Origin of the sequence: Pseudomonas sp. PARCl1, assembly GCF_947311875.1 — a bacterium.
GTDB lineage: Bacteria > Pseudomonadota > Gammaproteobacteria > Pseudomonadales > Pseudomonadaceae > Aquipseudomonas > Aquipseudomonas juntendi.
This window is the reverse complement of sequence record NZ_CAMZMX010000009.1, coordinates 95,632-117,755: the sequence shown is the minus strand read 5'-3', so window position 1 is coordinate 117,755 and position 22,124 is coordinate 95,632. Positions and strand designations below refer to the sequence as shown.

23 protein-coding genes are annotated in these 22,124 nt (G+C 64.6%); 11 read left to right on the top strand and 12 right to left on the bottom strand.

Features of this window, described 5'->3' with window-relative positions; all coding sequences use genetic code 11:
• Positions 1–5: 5 nt before the first annotated feature.
• Entirely contained in the window at positions 6–824 is an 819-nt protein-coding gene (locus tag QME24_RS07770) for an HDOD domain-containing protein (protein WP_280091311.1), read from the top strand.
• Between the two features lie 3 nt (positions 825–827).
• Positions 828–1,640 carry a bifunctional DNA-formamidopyrimidine glycosylase/DNA-(apurinic or apyrimidinic site) lyase gene (gene mutM / locus QME24_RS07765; RefSeq protein WP_009683360.1) on the top strand — a complete coding sequence of 271 codons (813 nt, stop codon included), beginning with the start codon at positions 828–830 and terminating at the stop codon, positions 1,638–1,640.
• 178 nt (positions 1,641–1,818) lie between these two features.
• Here mutM and QME24_RS07760 read toward each other — a convergent pair whose 3' ends face one another.
• The 5 genes from QME24_RS07760 to QME24_RS07740 all read right to left on the bottom strand — a co-directional run bounded on the left by QME24_RS07760 (position 1,819) and on the right by QME24_RS07740 (position 6,316).
• Entirely contained in the window at positions 1,819–2,070 is a 252-nt protein-coding gene (locus QME24_RS07760) for a YfhL family 4Fe-4S dicluster ferredoxin (RefSeq protein ID WP_009683359.1), read from the bottom strand.
• 102 nt (positions 2,071–2,172) lie between these two features.
• On the bottom strand, positions 2,173–2,658 hold the full coding sequence (gene coaD / locus QME24_RS07755) for a pantetheine-phosphate adenylyltransferase (RefSeq protein WP_054906220.1): 486 nt from the start codon (positions 2,656–2,658) through the stop codon (positions 2,173–2,175).
• 112 nt (positions 2,659–2,770) lie between these two features.
• The gene (locus tag QME24_RS07750) at positions 2,771–4,369 is read right to left on the bottom strand and encodes a GMC family oxidoreductase (protein WP_280091310.1); all 1,599 of its coding nucleotides are present in this window, start codon (positions 4,367–4,369) and stop codon (positions 2,771–2,773) included.
• A gap of 20 nt (positions 4,370–4,389) precedes the next feature.
• Positions 4,390–4,875 (bottom strand): hypothetical protein, encoded by a 486-nt coding sequence (locus QME24_RS07745; RefSeq protein ID WP_054904647.1) that lies wholly within the window; start codon positions 4,873–4,875, stop codon positions 4,390–4,392.
• Between the two features lie 10 nt (positions 4,876–4,885).
• Complete coding sequence (locus QME24_RS07740) at positions 4,886–6,316, bottom strand: coniferyl aldehyde dehydrogenase (protein ID WP_192441241.1); 1,431 nt, start codon at positions 6,314–6,316, stop codon at positions 4,886–4,888.
• A 151-nt stretch (positions 6,317–6,467) separates the two neighbouring features.
• On the opposite strand from QME24_RS07740, the gene QME24_RS07735 reads away from it, so the two are divergent.
• Both QME24_RS07735 and QME24_RS07730 read left to right on the top strand, forming a co-directional pair.
• Positions 6,468–7,133: a TetR/AcrR family transcriptional regulator gene (locus QME24_RS07735; RefSeq protein ID WP_029887460.1), complete on the top strand. Its 666-nt coding sequence runs from the start codon at positions 6,468–6,470 to the stop codon at positions 7,131–7,133.
• Positions 7,134–7,181: 48 nt separating this feature from the next.
• A complete protein-coding gene (locus tag QME24_RS07730) occupies positions 7,182–8,036 on the top strand; it encodes a sulfurtransferase (protein ID WP_110679533.1) in 855 nt (284 codons plus the stop codon).
• Between the two features lie 33 nt (positions 8,037–8,069).
• Here the strand turns inward: QME24_RS07730 and QME24_RS07725 are convergent, their stop codons facing one another.
• From QME24_RS07725 to QME24_RS07700, 6 genes are all read right to left on the bottom strand, one after another.
• Positions 8,070–9,062 (bottom strand): hydrolase, encoded by a 993-nt coding sequence (locus QME24_RS07725; protein WP_192441239.1) that lies wholly within the window; start codon positions 9,060–9,062, stop codon positions 8,070–8,072.
• Between the two features lie 60 nt (positions 9,063–9,122).
• On the bottom strand, positions 9,123–10,520 hold the full coding sequence (locus QME24_RS07720) for a pitrilysin family protein (RefSeq protein WP_280091309.1): 1,398 nt from the start codon (positions 10,518–10,520) through the stop codon (positions 9,123–9,125).
• A complete protein-coding gene (locus QME24_RS07715) occupies positions 10,517–11,851 on the bottom strand; it encodes a pitrilysin family protein (RefSeq protein ID WP_280091308.1) in 1,335 nt (444 codons plus the stop codon). The genes QME24_RS07720 and QME24_RS07715 overlap by 4 nt, the downstream gene beginning before the upstream one ends.
• A 70-nt stretch (positions 11,852–11,921) precedes the next feature.
• Entirely contained in the window at positions 11,922–12,524 is a 603-nt protein-coding gene (gene rsmD / locus QME24_RS07710) for a 16S rRNA (guanine(966)-N(2))-methyltransferase RsmD (RefSeq protein WP_232892354.1), read from the bottom strand.
• Positions 12,524–14,014 carry a pitrilysin family protein gene (locus QME24_RS07705; protein WP_280091307.1) on the bottom strand — a complete coding sequence of 497 codons (1,491 nt, stop codon included), beginning with the start codon at positions 14,012–14,014 and terminating at the stop codon, positions 12,524–12,526. Before QME24_RS07705 ends, rsmD begins: the two co-directional genes overlap by 1 nt.
• Positions 14,007–15,362, bottom strand: a complete 1,356-nt coding sequence (locus QME24_RS07700; protein ID WP_029886168.1) for a pitrilysin family protein — start codon at positions 15,360–15,362, stop codon at positions 14,007–14,009. The genes QME24_RS07705 and QME24_RS07700 overlap by 8 nt, the downstream gene beginning before the upstream one ends.
• 231 nt (positions 15,363–15,593) lie before the next feature.
• Between QME24_RS07700 and ftsY the strand changes: the two genes are divergently transcribed.
• The 4 genes from ftsY (at position 15,594) to rpoH (ending at position 19,728) form a co-directional block, all read left to right on the top strand.
• Positions 15,594–17,066, top strand: coding sequence for a signal recognition particle-docking protein FtsY (gene ftsY, locus QME24_RS07695; protein ID WP_280091306.1), 1,473 nt, complete (start codon positions 15,594–15,596; stop codon positions 17,064–17,066).
• 2 nt (positions 17,067–17,068) lie between these two features.
• Positions 17,069–17,740: a cell division ATP-binding protein FtsE gene (gene ftsE / locus QME24_RS07690; protein WP_009684915.1), complete on the top strand. Its 672-nt coding sequence runs from the start codon at positions 17,069–17,071 to the stop codon at positions 17,738–17,740.
• Positions 17,737–18,762, top strand: coding sequence for a permease-like cell division protein FtsX (gene ftsX, locus QME24_RS07685; protein WP_029886166.1), 1,026 nt, complete (start codon positions 17,737–17,739; stop codon positions 18,760–18,762). The genes ftsE and ftsX overlap by 4 nt, the downstream gene beginning before the upstream one ends.
• A 111-nt stretch (positions 18,763–18,873) precedes the next feature.
• Positions 18,874–19,728, top strand: coding sequence for an RNA polymerase sigma factor RpoH (gene rpoH / locus QME24_RS07680; RefSeq protein WP_009684917.1), 855 nt, complete (start codon positions 18,874–18,876; stop codon positions 19,726–19,728).
• 75 nt (positions 19,729–19,803) lie between these two features.
• Here the strand turns inward: rpoH and mtgA are convergent, their stop codons facing one another.
• A complete protein-coding gene (gene mtgA, locus QME24_RS07675; RefSeq protein WP_054904638.1) occupies positions 19,804–20,514 on the bottom strand; it encodes a monofunctional biosynthetic peptidoglycan transglycosylase in 711 nt (236 codons plus the stop codon).
• A gap of 64 nt (positions 20,515–20,578) precedes the next feature.
• Here mtgA and QME24_RS07670 point away from each other — a divergent pair, with 64 nt between their 5' ends.
• From QME24_RS07670 to QME24_RS07660, 3 genes are all read left to right on the top strand, one after another.
• Complete coding sequence (locus QME24_RS07670; RefSeq protein WP_009684919.1) at positions 20,579–20,950, top strand: DUF423 domain-containing protein; 372 nt, start codon at positions 20,579–20,581, stop codon at positions 20,948–20,950.
• A 102-nt stretch (positions 20,951–21,052) separates the two neighbouring features.
• Positions 21,053–21,253 carry a sulfur carrier protein ThiS gene (thiS, locus tag QME24_RS07665; RefSeq protein ID WP_054904650.1) on the top strand — a complete coding sequence of 67 codons (201 nt, stop codon included), beginning with the start codon at positions 21,053–21,055 and terminating at the stop codon, positions 21,251–21,253.
• A gap of 54 nt (positions 21,254–21,307) precedes the next feature.
• Positions 21,308–22,120 (top strand): thiazole synthase, encoded by an 813-nt coding sequence (locus QME24_RS07660; RefSeq protein WP_009684921.1) that lies wholly within the window; start codon positions 21,308–21,310, stop codon positions 22,118–22,120.
• Positions 22,121–22,124: the final 4 nt, after the last annotated feature.

The window sequence follows — 22,124 nt, the reverse complement described above, 5'->3', positions numbered from 1 at the left end:
TCACCATCCCGCCGCAACCGCAGATCATGGTTGACCTGCAGTTCGAGCAGTACATGCCTGACCCGGACCTGGAAACCATCGCCAAGTTGATTTCCCAGGACCCAGGGCTGTCCGGCGCCTTGCTCAAGCTGGTCAATTCGCCGCATTTTGGCCTGTCCAACAAGATCGGTTCGATCCAGTGTGCGGTGAACCTGCTGGGCAGCCGTTCGATCATCAACCTGATCAACGCCCAGTCGATCAAAGGCGAGATGAGCGACGAGACCATCGTTACCCTCAACCGCTTCTGGGATACCGCCCAGGACGTGGCGATGACCTGCCTGACCCTGGCCAAGCGCACCGGTATCCAGCCCGCGGACGAGGCCTACACTCTGGGCCTGTTCCACGACTGTGGCGTGCCGTTGATGCTCAAGCGCTTCCCCAGCTACATGGAGGTGCTGGAAGAAGCCTATGCCAAGGCCGGCGGCGAAACGCGGGTGGTGGATACCGAAAACCGCGCCTTCAATACCAACCATTCGGTGGTCGGCTACTTCACCGCCAAGTCCTGGCGCCTGCCGGAGCACCTCACTGCCGCCATCGCCAACCACCACAATGCCCTGGCAGTGTTCCGCGACGACACCGCGCGAAACACCCAGAGCCAGCTGAAAAACCTGCTGGCGGTGCTGAAGATGGCCGAGCATATCTGTGCCTCCTACCGGGTGCTGGGCAACCAGGCAGTCGACCACGAATGGCGTGTGGTCGGCCCGCTGGTGCTCGATTACATTGGCCTGTCGGATTACGATTTCGAAAACCTCAAGCAGAACATTCGTGAGTTGGGCGGGCACTGACACATGCCGGAATTACCCGAAGTAGAAACCACCCGGCGCGGTATTGCGCCGCACCTGGAAGGCCAGCGCGTCAGCCGCGTAGTGGTGCGTGACCGGCGCTTGCGCTGGCCCATTCCCGAAGACCTCGATGTGCGCCTGTCGGGGCAGCGCATCGTCACTGTCGAACGGCGCGCCAAGTACCTGCTGATCAATGCCGAAGTCGGCACCCTGATCAGCCATCTGGGCATGTCGGGCAACTTGCGCCTGGTCGAGCAGGGCTTGCCGGCGGCCAAGCATGAGCATGTCGATATCGAGCTGGAGTCGGGGCTGATGCTGCGCTACACCGACCCTCGCCGTTTTGGTGCCATGCTCTGGAGCCAGGACCCGTTGCGCCACGAGCTGCTATTGCGCCTGGGGCCGGAGCCGTTGACCGACCTGTTCGACGGCGAGCGGCTGTTCCAGCTGTCCCGTGGGCGCTCGATGGCGGTCAAACCGTTCATCATGGATAACGCGGTGGTGGTGGGGGTGGGCAACATCTACGCCAGCGAGGCGCTATTCGCTGCCGGCATCGATCCACGCCGTGCGGCCGGGGGGATTTCCCGGGCGCGTTACCTGAAGCTGGCGATCGAGATCAAGCGGGTACTGGCGGCGGCGATCGAGCAGGGCGGTACCACCTTGCGCGATTTCATCGGCGGTGACGGGCAGCCGGGGTACTTCCAGCAGACCCTGTTCGTGTACGGGCGGGCTGGGCAGCCGTGCAAGGTATGCGGTACGGAGTTGCGCGAAGTGAAGCTGGGGCAGCGGGCGAGCGTGTTCTGCCCACGCTGCCAGCGCTGAGGCTACAGGTGATTGCCGTCCTGTAGGAGCGGCCTTGTGTCGCGATGGGGTGCGAAGCGCCCCCAAAATTTCAGCGTCTGCGCAGAAACTTCGGCTTTAGCGCGGAAACCGCCGGGGCCGCTGTGCGGCCCATCGCGACGCAAGGCCGCTCCTACAGAAACCGCGCAGGGCTGAGGGTTCAGGCCTTGCCGGTAATACGCCGGTACTTGGCCATCAATTGCTCTTCGGTTTCCGGGTGCGCCTCATCCAGCGGGATGCAATCGACCGGGCAGACCTGCTGGCACTGCGGCTCGTCGTAATGACCCACGCACTGGGTGCACAGGTTGGGGTCGATCACGTAGATCTCTTCGCCTTGGGAGATGGCCTCGTTCGGGCACTCGGGTTCGCAGACGTCGCAATTGATGCAATCGTCGGTAATGATCAGGGACATGGGGACTCCGGCCGGGGCTCAGCGCCCGGGCATGTTCAACGCAATGGGCACAATTGTGCCGCATTCGCGCCCGCAGTGCACGCGGGCGCGACAATCAGGCGGTCAGGCTGGCTTCTTAAAACGCTCGGTCAGTGCCTCGGCCACCGCAGGGTGGACGAATTTGCTGATATCACCGCCCAATGCGGCGATTTCCCGGACCAGGGTCGAGGAAATGAACGAATAGCGCTCTGACGGCGTCAGGAACAGGCTCTCTACATCGGGTGCCAGTTGCCGGTTCATGTTCGCCAACTGGAACTCGTATTCGAAATCGGAAACCGCACGCAGGCCGCGCAGCAACACATTGGCGCCCTGTTCCTTGGCGAAATGCGCCAGCAGCGAAGAGAAGCCGATGACTTCGACATTGGGCAGGTGCTTGGTGACCTCACGGGCGAGCGCGACACGTTGCTCCAGCGGGAACAGCGGGTTTTTCTTCGGGCTGGCCGCCACTGCGATGATCACGTGGTCGAACAGGCGCGAAGCGCGCTCGACCAGGTCGCCGTGGCCTTTGGTAATGGGGTCGAAAGTACCCGGGTACAACACTCGGTTCATCGCGTCATCCTGGCTGGAGTGCGTTGGGGAGTCGGATGGTAGCGCAGCGACGGCGCCCCGGCCAAGCCATGCGGCCGGCTGATGGCACTATAGACAGGGCGTGTATTCGTTGTCATGCGTTGTGTGCCAGGCGGGTAGCCAACGCTTCGCTGAGCCTGGCGCTGATGGCATACACCGACAGCTGCGGGTTGGCGCCGATGCTGGTGGGGAACAGCGAGCCGTCGTGAACCGACAGGTTTTCCAGCTGGTGATGGCGGCCCAGGCTGTCGCACACCGCCTGGCGCGGGTCTTCGCCCATGGCGCAACCACCCATCACATGGGCGCTGCCCAGGCGCGTACGGAAAGGCTCCAACGGTAGGCGCTCGATCATGGCCAAGGCCTGTTCCAGGCTGGCAGCGGCGCTGGCATCGCTGTGCACCGGGGTTACCTCGGCCGCGCCGGCGGCGAACTGGACCTGCGCCATGCTGCGGTAGGCGCGCCGCAAGCCGTCAAGCAGGTAGTCGGTGACCGGGTAATCGAGCACGGGGGAGCCGTCGCCGCGCAGTTCAACGCTGCCACCCTGGCTTTGCGGGTGAAACCCGTCGCGCAGCAAGGCCAGCATGACATGGGTATTGGGCAGTGCGGCCATGCGCCGGGCATTGTCCTGGCCATGGCCACCCAGCAGGGTGCTGGCCAGGGCCGGGTGCAGCGGCGGTACTTCGAGCTTGTAGCCCACCGGCCCCTCCGTGCCTTGCTGCCACTGGAAATGGTCGCTGTAGATCGACTGCGGCGCGCCGTAGTAGGGGTCGATGCGTTCGTTGAAGCGTGCGGCGCTGAAGTTGACCAGGTGCAGGAAGGTGCGTTTGCCCAGGCGGCCATGCGGGTCGGGGGCATTGGAGCGCAGCAGCAGGGCCGGGCTGTTGATGCCGCCGCCTGCCAGGATGTAATGGCGCGCGTGTACCGTCACTTGCCGACCTGTCGGGTGGATGCCTTGCGTATCCAGGGCCTGGCAGGTCAGGTGTTGGATGCGCTCGCCGTTGTGGCTGAAGCGCTCGGCCCGGGCCAGGTAGAGCAGCTCGCCGCCCTGTTCGAGGGTGGCGGGAATGCGCGTCACCAGCATCGATTGCTTGGCATTCACCGGGCAACCCATGCCGCAGTAACCCAGGTTCCAGCAGCCGCGCACGTTGCGCGGGATGACTGCCCAGCGATAACCCAGTTGTTCGCAGCCACGGCGCAGCACGTCGTTGTTGGCATTCGGTGGCATGGCCCAGGGTGTGATACCCAGCTCCAGTTCCATGCGCTCGAACCAAGGGCGCAGCTCATCTTCGCCGAGCCCTTGTACGCCATGGGCCGAGGCCCAGTGCGCCAGGGTCTGCGGCGGGGTGCGAAAACTCGACGTCCAGTTCACCAGCGTGGTGCCGCCTACGGCACGGCCTTGCAGGATGGTAATGGCGCCATCCTTGCTCATGCGCCCCAGGCCCTCCTGATAGAGGCTGGCATAGGCTTCGTGCTCCAGCAGCTTGAAGTCGCTGCTGGTCTTCAACGGGCCTTCTTCGATCAGCAAGACCTTGAAGCCCGCGGCGCTGAGCCGCTGTGCGCTGGTGGCGCCGCCGGCACCGCTGCCGATCACGGCGATATCGGCGTGCAGTTGCAGGTCGTGTTCCAGGCGTGAGGCGTCGTGGGTGATCCAGCCGCGGTCGAGGCCTTGGCGAAACGGGTCAGGCACAGGCATTGGCGATGCTCTTGTCGTGTTCAGATTTTCGGTGGGCCAGGGTAGCCGCAGGCGGCCCAGGACTCGGGGCGCTCGTACCAGGCCATTTGCAGCAGTTGCAGCAGTGAGGCATGGCCCATGCGCAGCAGGTTCAGCGAGCTGCCCTGCCAGCGCTGCAGGAAAGCCTCGACCTGGGCGGGCGCGGCCTGGGCCCAGGCCCCCCAGATGCCGGTCAGTGGGCCGCGGGTCAGCGGCAGGCTGAGCACGTCGAACAATTGCCGGGTAAGTTTGAGCATCTCCGGCGACAGCGCTGCCAGCTTGTAATCGAGGCTGCGCAGCACCAGCGTATCGGTGGCCAGCGTGCCGCCGAGCACCACCGGTATCAGCGCACGCAGCAGTGGCAGGTCATCGTGGCGCAGCGCCTGAAACCCCGGCGCGGCCGTTTGTGCGCTGCAGCCCACCAGGCTGGCACCGGCCAGGAAAGTGCTCGCGGCAACGCTGAAACGCAGCAGGTCACGACGGTGCATGGCCCGGGCCTCAGCGGATGAACAACTTGTAGACCAGGCGCTGCAGGGCTTTGCCGTAAGGCGGGTAAATCAGCCGTGCGGCGTTGAAGCGTTGCTTGGCCAGTACCGCCTTGGCCTTGCTGAAGGTCAGGAAGCCTTCGTGGCCGTGGTAGTGCCCCATGCCTGAGGGGCCTATGCCACCGAACGGCAGGTCGTCCTGAGCCACATGCAGCAAGGTGTCGTTCAGGCATACCCCGCCGGAATGGCTGTGCTGCAACACCTGTTGATGTTCGCCGCGGTCGTAGCCGAAGTAGTACAGCGCCAAGGGCCGCGGGCGCTGGTTGATGTAGGCCAGCGCGTCATCGAGCGTGTCGTAGGGCACCAGCGGCAGCAGCGGGCCGAATATTTCGTCCTGCATGACCTGCATGGTGTCGTTCACTTTGGTCAGCACGTGTGGCGGCAGGCGCCGCCCTTGGCGTGTCTCGTGGGCGTACAGGTCGGTCACCTGCGCACCTTTGCCGCGCGCGTCCTGCAGCAGGTGCTCAAGGCGTGCCAGTTGCCGGGGGTTGATGATGGCGCTGTAGTCAGGGTTGTCGGCAATGCGAGGGTACATGCGCCGCACGGCGGTGCCGTAGGCATCGGCGAAAGCATTCAGGCGCTCGCGCGGCACCAGCACGTAGTCGGGGGCGACGCAGGTCTGGCCGGCGTTGAGCGTCTTGCCGAAGGCGATGCGCTCGGCGGCTGTTTCCAGCGGTACGCTGGCCGACACGATGGCCGGGGATTTGCCGCCCAACTCCAGGGTCACCGGCGTCAGGTTTTGCGCGGCCGCCAGCATGACCTGGCGGCCTATGCTGGTGGCCCCGGTGAACAGCAGGTGATCGAACGGCAGGCGAGCGAACGCCTGGCCGACCTCGACCTCGCCAAGCACCACACTGACCAGGTCCTCGGGAAACACCCGTTGCAGCAGGGCCTGCAAGGCCTGGCCAGTAGCCGGGGTGGCCTCGCTGAGCTTGAGCATGACCCGGTTGCCAGCGGCCAGGGCACAGGTGAGCGGGCCGATGGCGAGAAACAGCGGGTAATTCCACGGCACGATGATGCCGACAACGCCTAGCGGCTGGTAAAGCACCCGCGCGCTGGCCGGCTGGAATGCCAGCCCCACGGCCCGCCTGGAAGGGCGCATCCAGCGTTGCAGGTGGCGCTCGGCATGGCGTATGCCCTGCACCGAGGGCAGAAGCTCGGCCAGCAACGTTTCATCGGCGCTGCGCCCGCTGAAGTCGGCATCGATTGCTGCGATCAGCTGCTGCTGGTTGGCCAGGAGGGCCTCGCGCAAGCTTTTCAGCCACTGCCGCCGTTGTGTTGCCGGCGGCAGAGGGTTGCCGGCGAACGCCTGGCGCTGGGCGCTGAATGTCGCCTCCAGGGCGTGGTCGGCATGCACGGCAGGCAAGGCGATGGGCGAGGTCACGGCGGTCTCCTGGCTGAGCTTGAAGTTTCTAGAGTCTATACTCTAATTTCTGCGTTGGCGCGAGTATTACCCTTGCAGAGACCGGTGTATCAGCCGGGTGAATCGCCGTAAGATGAACCTTTATCAACGCCTGCAGACTGGGAGCTTGAGCATGGCCCCGCGCATGAAGACCCGAGAGCGCATCGTGCAGAACAGCCTGGAGCTGTTCAACCAGCAGGGCGAGAGATGCGTCAGTACCAACCACATTGCCGCACACATGGAAATTTCGCCCGGCAACCTGTATTACCACTTCCCTAACAAGCAGGCGATCATCGCGGTGTTGTTCAGCCAGTACGAAGAACTGGTGGACAGTTTCCTGCGCCCGCCGCAGGGGCGTGCGGCGACCGTGGAAGACAAGCGGTTCTACCTCAAGGCGCTATTGGCGGCGATGTGGAACTACCGCTTCCTGCACCGCGACCTGGAGCATCTGCTGGACAGCGATGCCGAACTGGCCGCCCGCTACCGGCGCTTCTCCGAGCGCTGCCTGCGCCAGGGCCAGGCGATCTATCGCGGCTTCGTCGAGGCAGGCATCCTGGCCATGGCGCCGGCGCAGATCGAATCGCTGACCATCAACGCGTGGATCGTGCTGACCTCGTGGGTACGTTTTCTCAGTACCACCCGCGAGCACTCCGCGCACCTGGGTGAAGAAGCCTTCATGCGCGGCGTCTACCAGGTACTGGTGCTGGAGCTGGGTTTCGTCACCGACAGTGCCCGCCACGCGGTGGACGCGCTGTGCCAGGAATTTCAGGTACCGTTCAACCAGGCCCTGGAGCTGTAACCCGGGGCGCCAGTGTCATTGCTTTGTGCCATTGATCAGGAGATTGTCATGCCCCTTGCGCAATTGATCACCCCGCAACAATTGGCCGAGCGTCTGGGCTCGCCCAAATCGGTGATCCTCGACTGCCGCTTTGCCCTTGAAGATGTCGACTATGGCCAACGCAGCTATGCGCAAGGGCACATAGCCGGTGCGCATTTTGCCGACCTCGACCGCGATCTCAGCGGGCCGGTGAGCAAGGGGCGTACCGGGCGCCACCCGTTGCCCGATGCGCAGCGGCTGGTCGAGCGCTTGCGTGAGTGGGGTGTGGACAACGACAGCGAAGTGGTGCTGTACGACGACGGCCCCGGCGCCTTTGCTGCCCGTGCCTGGTGGCTGCTGGTCTGGTTGGGCAAGCGCAGCGGCGTGGCGATCCTCGACGGTGGCCTGAAGGCCTGGCATGCAGCGCACCTGCCCCTGAGCCTGGACCCTGCACCCAAGCGCCAAGGCACGTTCAGCGGCGAGCCAGACCCCGCGCTGCTGATCGATGCCGACCACCTGGCCAAGCGCCTGGGCAATGCAGACCTGACCCTGATCGATGCGCGGGCATTGCCGCGTTTTCGCGGCGAGGTGGAGCCCATCGACCCGGTGGCAGGGCATATCCCCGGCGCGCAGTGCGCGGCGTTTACTGACAACCTGGGGCCTGACGGGCGCTTTTTGCCGGCCGATCAGCTCAGGCAGCGCTTTGCCGAAAAGCTGGCCGGGCGGGCACCGGAGCACGTGGTGTCTTACTGCGGGTCGGGGGTGACGGCATGCCACAACCTGTTTGCACTGGCGCTGGCAGGTTACCCGCTGGGCAAGCTGTATGCCGGGTCGTGGAGTGAGTGGATCACTGATCCGAAGCATGGGGTGGCCACCGGCGAATAGGTACCTCAGCCGCGAGCAGGGCATGGAGGGACGTTACTGGCCCTCCACCAGCCACTGCGGAATCCGCCGTTCCAGGTAGTACCCGGGCCTGCGCAGGCTGCCATCGACAAAGCCCACATGGCCGCCGCGGCGGTGCAGCTCGAAACGGGTCTGGGGGGCCAGTTCCCGCGCGGTCGGCAAGCTATGGCTGGACACGAACGGGTCGTCACTGGACTGAATGATCAGCGTTGGCGTGCGGTTCTGGCCAAGAAAGAAGTGGCTCGACGAGCGGCGATAGTAGTCGTGTACATCGCGAAAACCGTTCAAGGGTGCCGTGACCTTGCCGTCGAACTCCCAGAACGTGCGCAAGTTACTCAGCTGGCCCAGGCGGTCGAGTTCGGCCAACCGGTCATGCTGGCCCTGGGCATGGAAGTGCCGCTGCTTGAGTTGTACATACGCCAGCATTTCGCGCATGAAGTGCGCCTGGTACACCTTGGAAAATCCCTGGCCGATGCGGTCTGCGCAGTGGTCCAGACGAAACGGTACCGAGACCGCTACCGCAGCCTCCAGCTGGCTGGCGACGCCGCTTTCACCCAGGTATTTCAACAACACATTGCCGCCCAGCGAATAGCCCACCACATACAGCGGTGCCAGTGGGCGCTGGGCGCGCAGGTGGGCGATGATCTCCGCCAGGTCTTCGCTGGCGCCGGAGTGATAGCTTCGGGGCAACAGGTTGGGTTCGCCCGAACAGCCGCGCCAGTTCACCGCCACGCTGGCCCAGCCCCGGGCTTGCAGGGCTTGCTGCAAGCCCTTCACATAGGGTGAGTGAGAGGAACCGGTCAGCCCGTGCAACACCAGTACCAGCGGCGCCTGCGGCTGGTGTGGGCCATGCCAGTCCAGGTCGATGAAGTCGCCATCAGCCAGCCACAGGCGCTCCCGGTTGCGCGCAAGCGCCGGCAGCTTGCGCCACAGGGGGCCCCACAATGTTTGCAGATGCGGGTTGGACAGGCCGATGGCCGGACGGAAAGGGGCGCTGAGGCTAGGCATGCTGGGCGACTCGTGATGTGCCGGCCTAGAGTGCCACGAAACAGCGCCTTTGTACCTGCGCTATTGGTCGAGCGCGGTCGGTTTGGATAATGGCAATTGCTCGGTAACCGGGCCGCTGGTGACGAATACCTGTGGGGCCTGCAGCCAGACTTGCGCCGCTTCACGCAGATTGGCAGGCGTAAGCGCCGACAGTTTACCGAGGAAGGTGCCCAGGTGGTCTGGCGCCAAGCCTTGGTGGCTGTAGGTGGCCAAGGCCTGGGCCATTCTCGCGCGGTCTGCCAAGCTGTCGTGCAATCTACCGGCGATCTGGTTCACCGCCATGTCGCATTCGGCCTGGCTGGGGCCGTGTTCACGCAGGCATGCCAGAATCGCCGACACCAGCGCGCCAGAGGCGTCCCGGTACTGGGGGGCGATGTCCCAGTGGATCTGCAACTGGCTGGCGGCATCCAGCGGCCTCAGGTCGCAGGAGATGGCGTAGGTGAGGTTGCGCAGGGTGCGCAATTCCTGGGTAAGGCGCGACTCGTAGCTACTGCCCAGGATTGCGTTGAGCAGATACAGGGCCGGGAACACCGGATCCTGGGCCGATACGTTCGTTGCAAGGGTGAGCGTTGCCTGGGTGGTACTGCTGGCCGCAGCGAGATTCAGGTCCAATGCCTGGTAGTCGGGAACCGATGGCGTGCGTTGCGCCGCCCAGCCTTGCGGCAGGGCCCGGACCAGGTCGTCGACAAGCTGCCGTGCTTCCTCGCGGGTCAGGTTGCCCACCAGGCCGATGTCGAGGTTGTTGGCCGAATATGCCTGTTGGTGGAACGCCCGGATCTGGTCATCGCCAATGCTGGCGATAGTCTGCGCCGTCAGGGTGGCCGCGTAGGGGTGGCCGCTGAAGATATGCGCGGTGGCCGCCTTGGTAATCCGCAGCAGCGGATGGTTGCCATACCTGGCCTGGCTGAATACGAGCCGTTCGCCGATTTTGGCCACATCGTCCGCGCGCAATGCCGGGCGGGCCAGCATCTCGGTCAGCAGTTGCATCGCGCTGTCGCGCAGTGCCGGCAGGCTCAGGGCGCGCAGGGTGACAAGGGCGCTGTCGTCGCTGATCCTCCTGCCCAGGATGGCGCCGAAACCGGCCATATCCTCGGCGAACCGCGTGGCGTCGAGTTGCCCGGTGCCTTGGTCGAGGCTGTACAGCACAAGTGCCGCAAGCCCAGGGTGGGCGCCGTCGAGTACGCTGCCTGCGCGAAAGCGTAATGCCAGGTCGAACATGGGCCGGTCATGGCGTGCGAGGAAGCTGACGCGGGTGCCTTCTGCCGTTCGCCAGTGCTCAGGGTGAGCCTGCAAGTCTGGAATGTGGCCAAGGTCGATACCCTGTGCCGAGTGTAGGTTGGCCATGGCCGCCAAGGCGGTGTCGTCAGCCGGGCCGTTGCACGTCAGCGGCAAGGGGGCCGGGGAGGGTACCTGGATCATGCTGTTGCTCCTGGCTGAAGGTAGCTGGTGGTCAACCGTTCGCGCCCCAGGTAGGCAAGTGCCACTTGCTGCACCTGTTGGCTGTCGAGGTCGCGGATGATCTGGATGTCTTGGTCCACGGCCGCGACGGCGATGCCGGCAGCGGCGGCCTCGCCGATTCGCTCTGCTTGGGCCACCTGGCTGTCAGTGAACAGGCGGCGGGCAAGCATGCGCAATTTCGCGCGTTCAAGCTCAGCAGTGGGCACCGCAGTGTTGCGCAGTGCTTCGAGGTGCTGGCAAACAGCGTGTGCAGCCTGTTCTGGCGTGCTGTTCATGCTGTTCACGTACGCTGACAGGGTCAGCAGCGTGTCACCCTGCAACCAGGGCTGGTAGGTGATGCTGATGCCGGTGAGCAGGCGTTTGTCCCGTACCAGGTCACTGTAGAGCCTGGCGCTGAACCCCTCGGCCAGCACCTCGCGGATCAACTCGAGGGCAGGAGCGGTGGCTGCATCCGCTGCGGTGGCCCTGCTCGGAACGTTGAACGACATGAACAGCCCTTCGCGTAACCCGGGCAGGCTCACGGTTTGCGTGCGCGCCTGCAACGGCGGGTCTTGCCGTGGTGCGGGGCGCTGCGGCACTTGCGCGCTCGGCAGGCTGGCGAAGTACTGCTCTACCTGGGTGCGCAGGGTTGCCAGGTCGATGCCGCCAACCACCACCAGCGTGGCGTTGTTGGGCCGGTACCAGGTTGCATACCAGGTTCGCAGCGTTTCCAGTCCTATATCGGCAAGGTCGGCCTGGGAACCGAAGCTCGGTTGCCCGTAGGCATTGCCGCCATGGGCCAGCGCCAGGTGAAGGTCGTACGCCTGTTGGTCTGGGTGGTTGTCCAACTTGAGGCGCCTTTCGTCCTCGACGGCTTTCTTTTCCCGGTCCAGTTCTGCCTGGCCGAAGGTCGCGCTGTTCATGGCATCGGCCATGATCTCCAATGCGATTGGCAGGCGAGCGACCGGCAGCGTTATCTCATACGCCGTCGCCTCTTCATGGGTGCTGGCATTGGCGTTGCCGCCCAGGCGGGCGATCACTCGCGAGTATTGGCCGGCGGCAAGTTTGCTGCTGCCTTCGAAAATCAGGTGTTCCAGGAGGTGGGACAGGTTGCTGTGGCCCGCGGGCTCATGGCTGGAACCCACGTGATACCAAAGTTGCACGGCGGCCAGCTGGCTGGTGTGGTCTGGCCGCAGGTAGACGGACAAACCGTTGCTCAGGGTGAAGTGCTGCAGTGGCAAGGGGGCGGCTGAAGCCACAGATGCCAGTCCTGCCGAGACCTGGTCGAGGGTGACGGGCGCAGGTGAAGTCATCGCTGAAGTGCTCCGGTTGGGTGAACCGCAACAGCTTCAGCGAAATGGCACCGTAGGCAGCGCTACATAGTTAGCCCCGCTGCCACAGCGCGTAATACACCTGGCCGGTTTTTTTCTCGCGATGCAGGCGCCAGTTGCCGGGCAGTTGCAGGGCCGACGGTGCTGCTTCGCTCTCGGTGTAGACCCAGGCTTGCTCGCTGAGCCACTGGTGCTGCTCCAGCAGGTTGCAGGTGTTGGCCAGTAGGTCCTGGTGGAATGGCGGGTCGAGGAACACCACGTCGAACTGCTGCTTGGCCGGGTTCTGCAGGTAGCGCAGGGCATCGGCTTGCAGGATTTGCCCGCGCGGGCAGCGGAGGATCTCCAGGTTGTTTTTCAGGTTGGCGATGGCCGCCGGGTTGCTGTCCAGTGCCACCGCGTCTTCAGCGCCGCGGGACAGGGCTTCGAGCACGAGGGCGCCACTGCCGGTGAAGGCGTCCAGTACCCGAGCGCCCTCGATGTAGGGCGCCAGCCAGTTGAAGACGGTTTCGCGCACACGGTCGGGCGTTGGCCGCAGGCCTTCACCATCCGGCACCGCCAGGCGACGGCTGCGCCACTCGCCGGCGATGATGCGCAGGTGGCCCTGGCCCTTGCTTTGCCCGGTTTGCGGGCGGGCGGGGGGGGTGGATCTTGGCATTAGTGCTCCGGTACCCCGAGCGGCTGCTCGGAGGGCTTGTCAGTGGGTGCTGGCAGCGGTTTCTGTGGCACTTTCGGGCCAACGGTGACGATCACCAGTTTATCGGCTGACAGGTGTTTGTTCATGGCGGCCTTGACCTGCTCGACAGTGAGGGCCTGGGACTGCTGCATGAAGTCCTCCAGCCAGGTCAGCGGCAAGTTGTAGAAGCCGATGGCGCCCAGCTGGCCGACGATGCTGGCATTGCTGGCATTGGACAACGGGAAGCTGCCGGCCAGTTCGCGCTTGGCATCGTCCAGCTCTTGCTGGGTAGGGCCGGTCTTGAGGTAGTCGGCGAGAATGCCCTGCACCAGCTTGAGCGTGCCCTCGCTGAGTTCGGCACGGGTTTGCAGGTTGATCATGAACGGGCCGCGCACCTGCATCGGGCTGAAGACCGAGTAAACGCCGTACGTCAGGCCGCGTTTTTCCCGCACTTCGCTCATCAGCCGGGTACCGAAGGCACCGCCGCCGAGGATCTGGTTACCCAGCGACAGTGCAGGCCAGTCCGGGTCCTGGCGGTCGATACCAAGCTCGGCCAGCATCAGGTGGGTCTGCTTGGACGGGAAATCGATGTGGGTCAGGCCGGGCTTGGCCTCGGCCGGCTGCGCCGGCACGGGCAGCGCCGGGCCTTTGGGGAGCCCGGCGGACACCTGGGCGGCGATGGCTTCGGCTTCGGCGCGGCTGAGGTCGCCGACCAGGGCGATCACGGCGTTGCCACCGGTGTAGGCCTTGGCATGGAAGGCGCGCAGTTGGGCCAGGCCGATGCCGTTGATGCTTTCGGCAGTGCCGTCGCTGGGGTGGGCGTAGGGGTGGTGGCCATAGAGGTTGGCGAACAGCGCTTTGCCAGCGATTTTGCCAGGGTTCTGCTTCTCGTACTCGAAGCCGGCCAGCATCTGGTTCTTGATGCGCTTGAGCGCGTCTTCAGGGAAGCTCGGCTTGCCGGCGACTTCGGTGAACAGCTTGAGTGCCGGCTCGCGCTTGTCCTTGGCGCTGAGGCTGCGCAGCGAGGCCACGGCCATGTCACGGTAGGAGCCGTTGCCAAAGTCTGCGCCCAGGCTCTCGAAGCCTTCGGCGATGGCGGTCACGTCCTTGCCGGCCACGCCTTCGTTGAGCATGGCGTTAGTCAAGGCAGCCAGGCCTGGCGTGCCGCCGTCCTGGCTGCTGCCGGCGGCAAAGGTCACGCGCAGGTCGAACATCGGCAGCTCGCGCGCCTCGACGAACAGCACCCGGGCCCCTTCGGCGGTGTTCCAGTGCTGGATGTTCAGCTGGCGCCGGCTCGGCGCCTTGCCGTCCAGCTCGGCCAGGGATTGCAGGGTGTTGGCCGGCCGGGCCGCGGTGTTGTCGGCCTGGGCGGCGTTGTCGGCCAGGGCCGGGGCAGCCAGCACCGCTGCCAGCGCCAGGGCGCGGATACCGGTGGCCAACAGGGTTGGGCGTGGTGCGCGACGATCACTCATGAGCGGACTCCTCGGGCAGTACATGGGCAACGCTCAGGCGTTCGCGGGTGAAATAGGTGCGCGCGGCGTTCTGGATGTCCTGCGGGGTAACGCGCTTGAGCTCGTCCAGTTCGCTGTCGATCAGCTTCCAGGACAGGCCGACGGTTTCCAGTTGGCCGATGGTGGTGGCCTGGCTGCTGATGGAGTCGCGGTCATAGACCAGGCCGGCGATAACCTGGGCGCGTACGCGCTCCAGTTCTTCGGCGCTGGGGGGGGTGGTTTTGAGTTCGTCGAGCAGTTGCCACACGCCCTTCTCGACGTCGGCCAGGGTTTTCTGCTTCTGAACGTTCGGCGTGGCCGAAATCAGGAACAGGCTGTCGCCACGGGTAAAGGCGTTGTAGCTGGACGAAGCACCGGCCACCAGCTCCTGGCCACGCTCCAGGCGCGCCGGCATGCGGGCGCTGTAGCCGCCGTCGAGCAGCGCCGAGATCAGGCGCAGGGCGTGTACGGTGCGGGGGTCCTTGGCCGTGGCCAGGCCGGGCACGTTGAACCCGTAGATCAGGCTTGGCAGTTGGGTGCGCACGTGCAGGGTCAGCTGGCGCTGGCCGGGTTCTGCGAGTTCCAGTGGCAGCTTGGCCGGTGGCACGGTGCGCTTCGGGATGCTGCCGAAGTACTTCTGGGCCAGGCCTTTGACCTCGTCGGGGGTGACATCGCCGACCACTACCAGCGTGGCATTGTTGGGGGCATACCAGGACTCGTACCAGTGGCGCAGTTCCTCGACCTTCATGCGCTCCAGGTCGGCCATCCAGCCGATGGTCGGGGTATGGTAGCCGCTGGCAGGGTAGGCCATGGCGCGGAACAGCTCGAAGGCCTTTGCAGTGGGCTGATCGTCGGTACGCAGGCGGCGCTCTTCCTTGATGACCTCGATTTCCTTGCTGAATTCGTCGGCTGGCAGGCGCAGGCTGGCCAGGCGGTCGGCCTCCAGTTCCAGGGCTACGGGCAGGCGGTCACGCGCCAGCACCTGGTAGTAGGCGGTGTAGTCGTCGCTGGTGAAGGCGTTCTCTTCGGCGCCCAGGTCGCGCAGCACGCGTGAAGCTTCGCCGGGGCCGAGCTTGGCGCTCCCCTTGAACATCATGTGCTCCAGGGCGTGCGACAGGCCGGTCTGGCCCGGGGTTTCGTAGCTGGAACCGACCTTGTACCAGATCTGCGAGACCACCACCGGGGCGCGGTGGTCTTCGCGCACCACGACCTTGAGGCCGTTGTCGAGGATGAATTCGTGGGTGGGTTGCACATCGGCGGCGAAGGCCGCGAGCGGCAGGCAGAGCGTGCCGAGCAACAGGCCAGCGGCGCGGCGGGCTAGAGCATTCATACGGTGTTTAACCTGTTCGGCGGCCCGCTGGGTTTAGCGTCGACGGGCCAGGAGGTGCTAGGATACTGATCCGGTTGCCTGGCGACCATGCCTGTCGCCGTTCTGGCCCACAGGACACTAAGACAAAACATTGCGCATGAACCAGCCGGCTTCAAGATAGTCTGTTCTGCGTAGAGAGAATTCCCGATCCGCCGTAGCTGGCGCATCGCTACCCTGAGATAGCCGTCTTCCATGTTTGGTTCCAACGACGACAAGAAAGCGCCGGCCGAGGCTGGTGAAAAGAAAGGCCTGTTCAGCTGGTTTCGCAAGAAGCCGCAACAACCTGTGGACGCTGGCGTTCCCGCCAGTGAAGCCCCCGCTGTCGAGCAACCTGTAGCCGCTCCGGTCGAGGCCCCCGCTGCTGAAGCGCCGCAGCCTGAGGCGCCCGCGCCTGCCCCGGCAGCCGAAGCGCCGGCGCCGGTCGCTGTGCCGCCGTTGCCGGCCGCTGAACCCGAGCCGCTGGTTTCCCCGCCGCCGGTAGCGCCCGCGCCGCAACCCGTTGCCCCTGCGCCGGTGCCAGCGGCTGTGGTGGACGTCGCCCGTACCGAGCCTGCGCCGGTCAGCAACCTGGTACTGCCGGTGGCCGAAGAGCCGGTAGCGCTGGTGCCGGACCTGGAACCCAAGGCGCCACCGGCGATCCCCGAGCGCCCTGCACCTGAGGTGGTTGCCCCGCCGGCCGTGGCTGCCACAGCCGTCGAGGTCGCGCCAGAGCCAGCGGCAGCGCCGGCCGAACAGGCCAGGCCTGGCTTCTTTGCCCGCCTCAAGCAGGGCCTGTCGAAGACCAGTGCCTCCATTGGCGAGGGGATGGCCAGCCTGTTCCTGGGCAAGAAAGTCATCGACGACGACTTGCTCGACGAGATCGAAACGCGCTTGCTGACCGCCGACGTGGGCGTGGAAGCCACGTCGACCATCGTCCAGAACCTGACCCAGAAAGTCGCCCGCAAGCAACTGGCCGATGCCGACGCCCTGTACAAGTCGCTGCAGGAAGAGCTGGCGGCATTGCTGCGTCCGGTCGAGCAGCCCCTGAAAGTGCAGGCGCAGAACAAGCCCTACGTGATCCTGGTGGTAGGCGTGAACGGCGCCGGCAAGACCACCACCATCGGCAAACTGGCGAAAAAACTGCAACAGGAAGGCAAGAAGGTGATGCTGGCCGCCGGCGATACCTTCCGCGCCGCAGCGGTCGAGCAGTTGCAGGTGTGGGGTGAGCGTAACCAGATTCCGGTCATCGCCCAGCACACCGGTGCCGACTCCGCATCGGTCATTTTCGACGCCGTGCAGGCCGCCAAGGCCCGCGGTGTGGATGTGCTGATCGCCGACACCGCCGGCCGCCTGCACACCAAGGACAACCTGATGGAGGAGCTGAAGAAGGTGCGCCGGGTCATCGGCAAGCTCGACGCCGAGGCGCCGCACGAGGTGCTGCTGGTGCTCGACGCCGGTACCGGGCAGAACGCCATCAGCCAGGCCAAGTACTTCAACCAGAGTGTCGAATTGACCGGCCTGGCCCTGACCAAGCTCGATGGCACCGCCAAGGGCGGGGTGATCTTCGCCCTGGCCAAGCAGTTCAAGTTGCCGATCCGCTTCATCGGTGTCGGCGAAGGCATCGACGACCTGCGGACCTTCGAAGCGGAGCCTTTCGTCAAGGCTCTGTTCGCCGAGCGAGACTGACCATGATCCGATTCGAACAGGTTGCCAAGCGCTATCCCAATGGTCATGTCGGTTTGCATGAGCTGAGTTTCCGGGCGCGCCGGGGCGAGTTCCTGTTCGTGACCGGCCACTCGGGCGCCGGCAAGAGCACCTTGCTGCGCCTGCTGCTGGCCATGGAGCGCCCGACCAGCGGCAAGCTGATGCTGGCCGGGCAGGACCTGGGCCAGATCAGCAACGCCCAGATCCCGTTCCTGCGCCGGCAGATCGGCGTGGTGTTCCAGAACCACCAACTGTTGTTCGACCGCACGGTGTTCAACAACATCGCCCTGCCGCTGCAGATTCTGGGCTTGTCCAAGGCCGAGATCGCCAAGCGCGTCGATTCCGCCCTGGAGCGCGTGTCGCTGGCTGACAAGGGCGAGCTGTTCCCGGCTGACCTGTCCACCGGGCAGCAGCAGCGGGTCGGCATTGCCCGGGCAATCGTCCACCAGCCCGCGCTGCTGCTGGCCGATGAACCCACCGGTAACCTCGACCCGCGGCTGGCCGCAGAAATCATGGGGGTATTCGAGGACATCAACCGCCTGGGTACTACGGTTTTGATCGCCAGCCACGACCTGGCACTGATTGCGCGCATGCGTCACCGCATGCTGACCTTGCAGCGCGGCCGCTTGATCGGCGATGGGGAGGCCGGGCAATGAGCACTACACGTACGCCAAAGGTTTCCGAGCGCGTTGCGCCGAAGCCAGCCGACCCGCAGCCGGCGAAGAAAAAACGCGGCGAAGACGATGACGGCCCGGACTTCCGCACGTTGTTGCACGCCTGGCTGGAAAGCCACCGTGCCAGCCTGGCTGACAGCCTTCGCCGGCTGGGCAAACAGCCTATCGGCAGCTTCTTCACCTGCCTGGTGATGGCCGTCGCGCTGAGCATGCCGATGGGCCTGTCGTTGCTGTTGAAGAACGTCGAGCAACTGGGCGGTTCGTGGCAGCGCGCGGCGCAGATTTCGCTGTACCTCAAGCTGGATGCCGGCAGCCGTGATGGCGAGGCGCTGCGTGACGAGATCAAGGGCATGCCCGGCGTGGCAGACGCGCAGTATGTCAGCCGCGAGCAGGCGCTGGAGGAATTCCAGCAGCAGTCCGGTCTGGGCGAGGCCTTGCGCGAACTGCCGGAAAACCCGCTGCCAGGTGTGGTGGTAGTCACCCCGACCGAGGTCGACAAGCCCGCCCTTGAAGCCTTGCGTCAGCGCCTTGCGGAGCTGCCGCGGGTGGATGTGGCGCAACTGGACCTGGTCTGGGTCGAGCGGCTGGCGGCGATCCTCAAGCTGGGTGACCGGTTCGTCTTCGGTCTGGCGGTGATGCTTATTTCTGCACTGCTGTTAGTAATCGGTAACACAATTCGTCTACATATCGAAAACCGCCGCATCGAGATCGAAGTAATCAAGCTGGTCGGCGGCACCGACGCCTACGTACGCCGGCCTTTCCTGTACATGGGCGCATTGTATGGCCTGGGTGCAGGGCTGCTGGCGTGGGGGATCCTGGCGTTTGGCCTGAACTGGCTGAACGAGGCGGTGGTAGGGCTTTCCGGGCTATACGGCAGTGACTTCGCCCTGGGCGGAGTGCCGGGGTCCGATGGTCTGTCGCTCTTGATCGGAGCGGTGTTGTTGGGGTATATCGGTGCATGGATTGCAGTCGCCCGCCACTTGAACGAGCTGGCACCGCGATAGTTTTTACAGGCCAGCATTGACATTTTGTTCACGATGGAACTTGTACCGTCGTCCCAGGTCAATGTTGGCAGCGCCCAAAAAGCGCGAGTCTAGTAAGTCGGAGGTTCTTGAATGACCACATCGTTGCAACCTGCCTATGCCTTGGTACCCGGTGCAAACCTGGAAGCCTATGTGCACACGGTCAACAGCATCCCGCTGCTGACGGTCGAGCAGGAGCGTGATCTGGGCGAGCGTCTCTATTATCAGCAGGATGTCGAGGCCGCTCGTCAAATGGTGATGGCCCACCTGCGTTTCGTCGTACATATCGCCCGTAGCTATGCTGGTTATGGGCTGGCCCAGGCTGACCTGATTCAGGAAGGCAACGTTGGCCTGATGAAGGCCGTCAAACGCTTCAACCCTGAAATGGGCGTGCGCCTGGTGTCGTTCGCCGTGCACTGGATCAAGGCCGAGATCCACGAGTTCATCCTGCGCAACTGGCGCATCGTCAAGGTGGCTACCACCAAGGCCCAGCGCAAGCTGTTCTTCAACCTGCGCAGCCAGAAGAAGCGCCTGGCCTGGTTGAACAACGACGAAGTGCATCGTGTGGCGGAGAGCCTTGGTGTCGAGCCGCGTGAAGTGCGCGAGATGGAGAGCCGCCTCAGCGGGCAGGACATGGCGTTCGACCCGGCAGCGGAAGCTGACGACGACAGCGCGTTCCAGTCCCCTGCGCATTACCTGGAAGACCACCGGTACGACCCGGCGGTGCAACTGGAGGATGCCGACTGGAGCGACAACTCCACCAGCAACCTGCACGAAGCGCTGCAAGGGCTGGACGAGCGCAGCCGCGACATTCTCTACCAGCGCTGGTTGGCTGAAGAGAAGGCCACCCTGCATGAGCTGGCAGACAAGTACAGCGTTTCGGCTGAGCGGATTCGCCAGCTGGAGAAGAATGCGATGAACAAGGTCAAGGCACTGATCGCAGCCTGATCGGGCCTTTGTTGCACAGAAAAGCCGCTGGCTCCGACGGAGCGAGCGGCTTTTTCATTTGTGCCGGCACTGCATTCAAAGCTTTCTGGATGAGTCGAGCTGCATCAGGTAGCTGGGGCCACCCAGCTGGCTCATTTGCCGGCGAATCCACCCGGCACGGCTTGCCACGTAGGCGCTCGGCCGGCTGGCACTCCACTTGATCGGGCTGGGCAATACTGCGGCCAGTTGCGCTGCCTGCTGGCGGGTGAGCTGGCTGGCATCGACACCAAAGTGATAGCGCGCCGCTGCCTGGGCGCCGAATACGCCTTTGCCCCACTCGGCGCTGTTCAGGTAAACCTCGAGAATGCGTTCCTTGGACCAGAACAGTTCGATCAGTGCCGTGAACCAGGCTTCCAGCCCTTTGCGGAACCAGCTGCGCCCCGACCACAGGAACAGGTTCTTGGCCACCTGCTGGGTCAGGGTGCTGGCGCCACGAATGCTGCCGCCGCGCTCGTTGTAGGCCAGCGCAGCCTGGATAGCCGGGATGTCGAAGCCCCAGTGGCTGGCGAACTTCTGGTCTTCGCCGGCAATGACCGCGACCTTGAGTTCATCGGAGATGTTCTGCCACGGCTCCCATTCGCGCTGCAGGTCGATGGGATCGCCATTGACCCAGGATTGCACCTTGCGCTCGACCATCAGCGCCGTGCCGGGCGGCGGCACCCAGCGGAACACCAGCACCAGCACGATGCTGCAGGCAGCGAACCAGAGCAGGGCACGGAAGAGGCGGCGAACAAGGGATGGCAGCATGACGATGGCTTGGCCGTACGGGTGGAAGAGGCCATTATACAGACCCGATCCAAGGAGTCGTCCCATGCTTCGCAGCTTCCTGATGCTTGCCGCCTTTTTCGGCTTTACCGGAGTCGCACTGGGTGCCTTCGCCGCCCACGGCCTGAAAAACCGGCTGACGGCCGACTACCTGGCGGTGTTCCACACCGGCGTGACCTACCAACTGGTGCATGCGCTGGCGATTCTTGCGGTTGCCGTGCTCTCGGCGCACCTGCCCGGGCGCCTGGTGGGCTGGGCAGGTGGGCTGTTTGCGGTGGGTATCGTGCTGTTCTCCGGCAGCCTGTACCTGCTGGCCCTCAGCGGCCTGACCAAGCTGGGCATCATCACCCCGATCGGCGGCCTGTGCTTCCTGGCCGGCTGGCTATGCCTGGGGTTGGCGGCCTGGCGGCTGGGCTGACCAGTTGGTCCACAATCGCGACTAATGGCGCGCACCGCCCTTGGGTTGCGGGGCGGTTCGGCGCTAGAATGCGGGCCCCAAAGAATAATGGTGGCCGTGCGCATGCGCATTCAACTGAACGGTGAACCTTACGAACTGCCTGCCGGCGAGAGCGTTGCAGCCCTGCTGACGCGCCTGGAGCTCAGTGGGCGCCGTATCGCCGTGGAACTGAACCTGGATATCGTGCCGCGTAGCCAGCACGAGAGCACCCTGCTGAACGAAGGCGACCAGGTCGAAGTGGTCCACGCGATCGGTGGCGGCTGACAGCAGCCTGGTGGTTCACAAGCAAGCCCTGCAACCTTTTCCCGAGGAACAACGATGAGCAACGTTCGCAGCGACAAGCCCTTCATTCTGGCCGGGCGCACGTTCCAGTCGCGCCTGCTGGTCGGCACCGGCAAATACCGTGACATGGAAGAGACCCGCCTGGCTACAGAGGCCTCGGGTGCCGAGATCGTCACCGTGGCCGTGCGCCGGACCAACCTTGGCCAGAATGCGGGTGAGCCGAACCTGCTCGACGTGTTGTCGCCCGACAAGTACACCATCCTGCCCAATACCGCAGGCTGCTTCGACGCCACCGAGGCCGTGCGTACCTGCCGCCTGGCCCGCGAGCTGCTGCAAGGCTACAAGTCCCACGAGTCGCGGACCTTGGTCAAGCTCGAAGTGCTGGCGGACCAGAAGACCCTGTTCCCCAATGTGATCGAAACCCTCAAGGCCGCCGAAGTGCTGGTCAAGGATGGTTTCGACGTGATGGTCTACACCAGCGATGACCCGATCATTGCCCGCCAGCTGGCTGAGGCGGGCTGCATCGCGGTGATGCCGTTGGCCGGCCTGATCGGCACCGGCCTGGGTATCTGCAACCCGTACAACCTGCAGATCATCCTGGAAGAATCGAAAGTCCCGGTGCTGGTCGATGCCGGCGTGGGCACCGCTTCCGACGCCACCATCGCCATGGAAATGGGCTGCGAGGCGGTGCTGATGAACTCGGCCATTGCCCACGCCCAGCAGCCGGTGTTGATGGCCGAAGCCATGAAGCACGCCATCGTCGCCGGTCGCATGGCCTACCTGGCCGGCCGGATGCCGAAAAAACTCTATGCCAGCGCCTCTTCGCCGCTGGATGGTCTGATCAAGTAAGAGC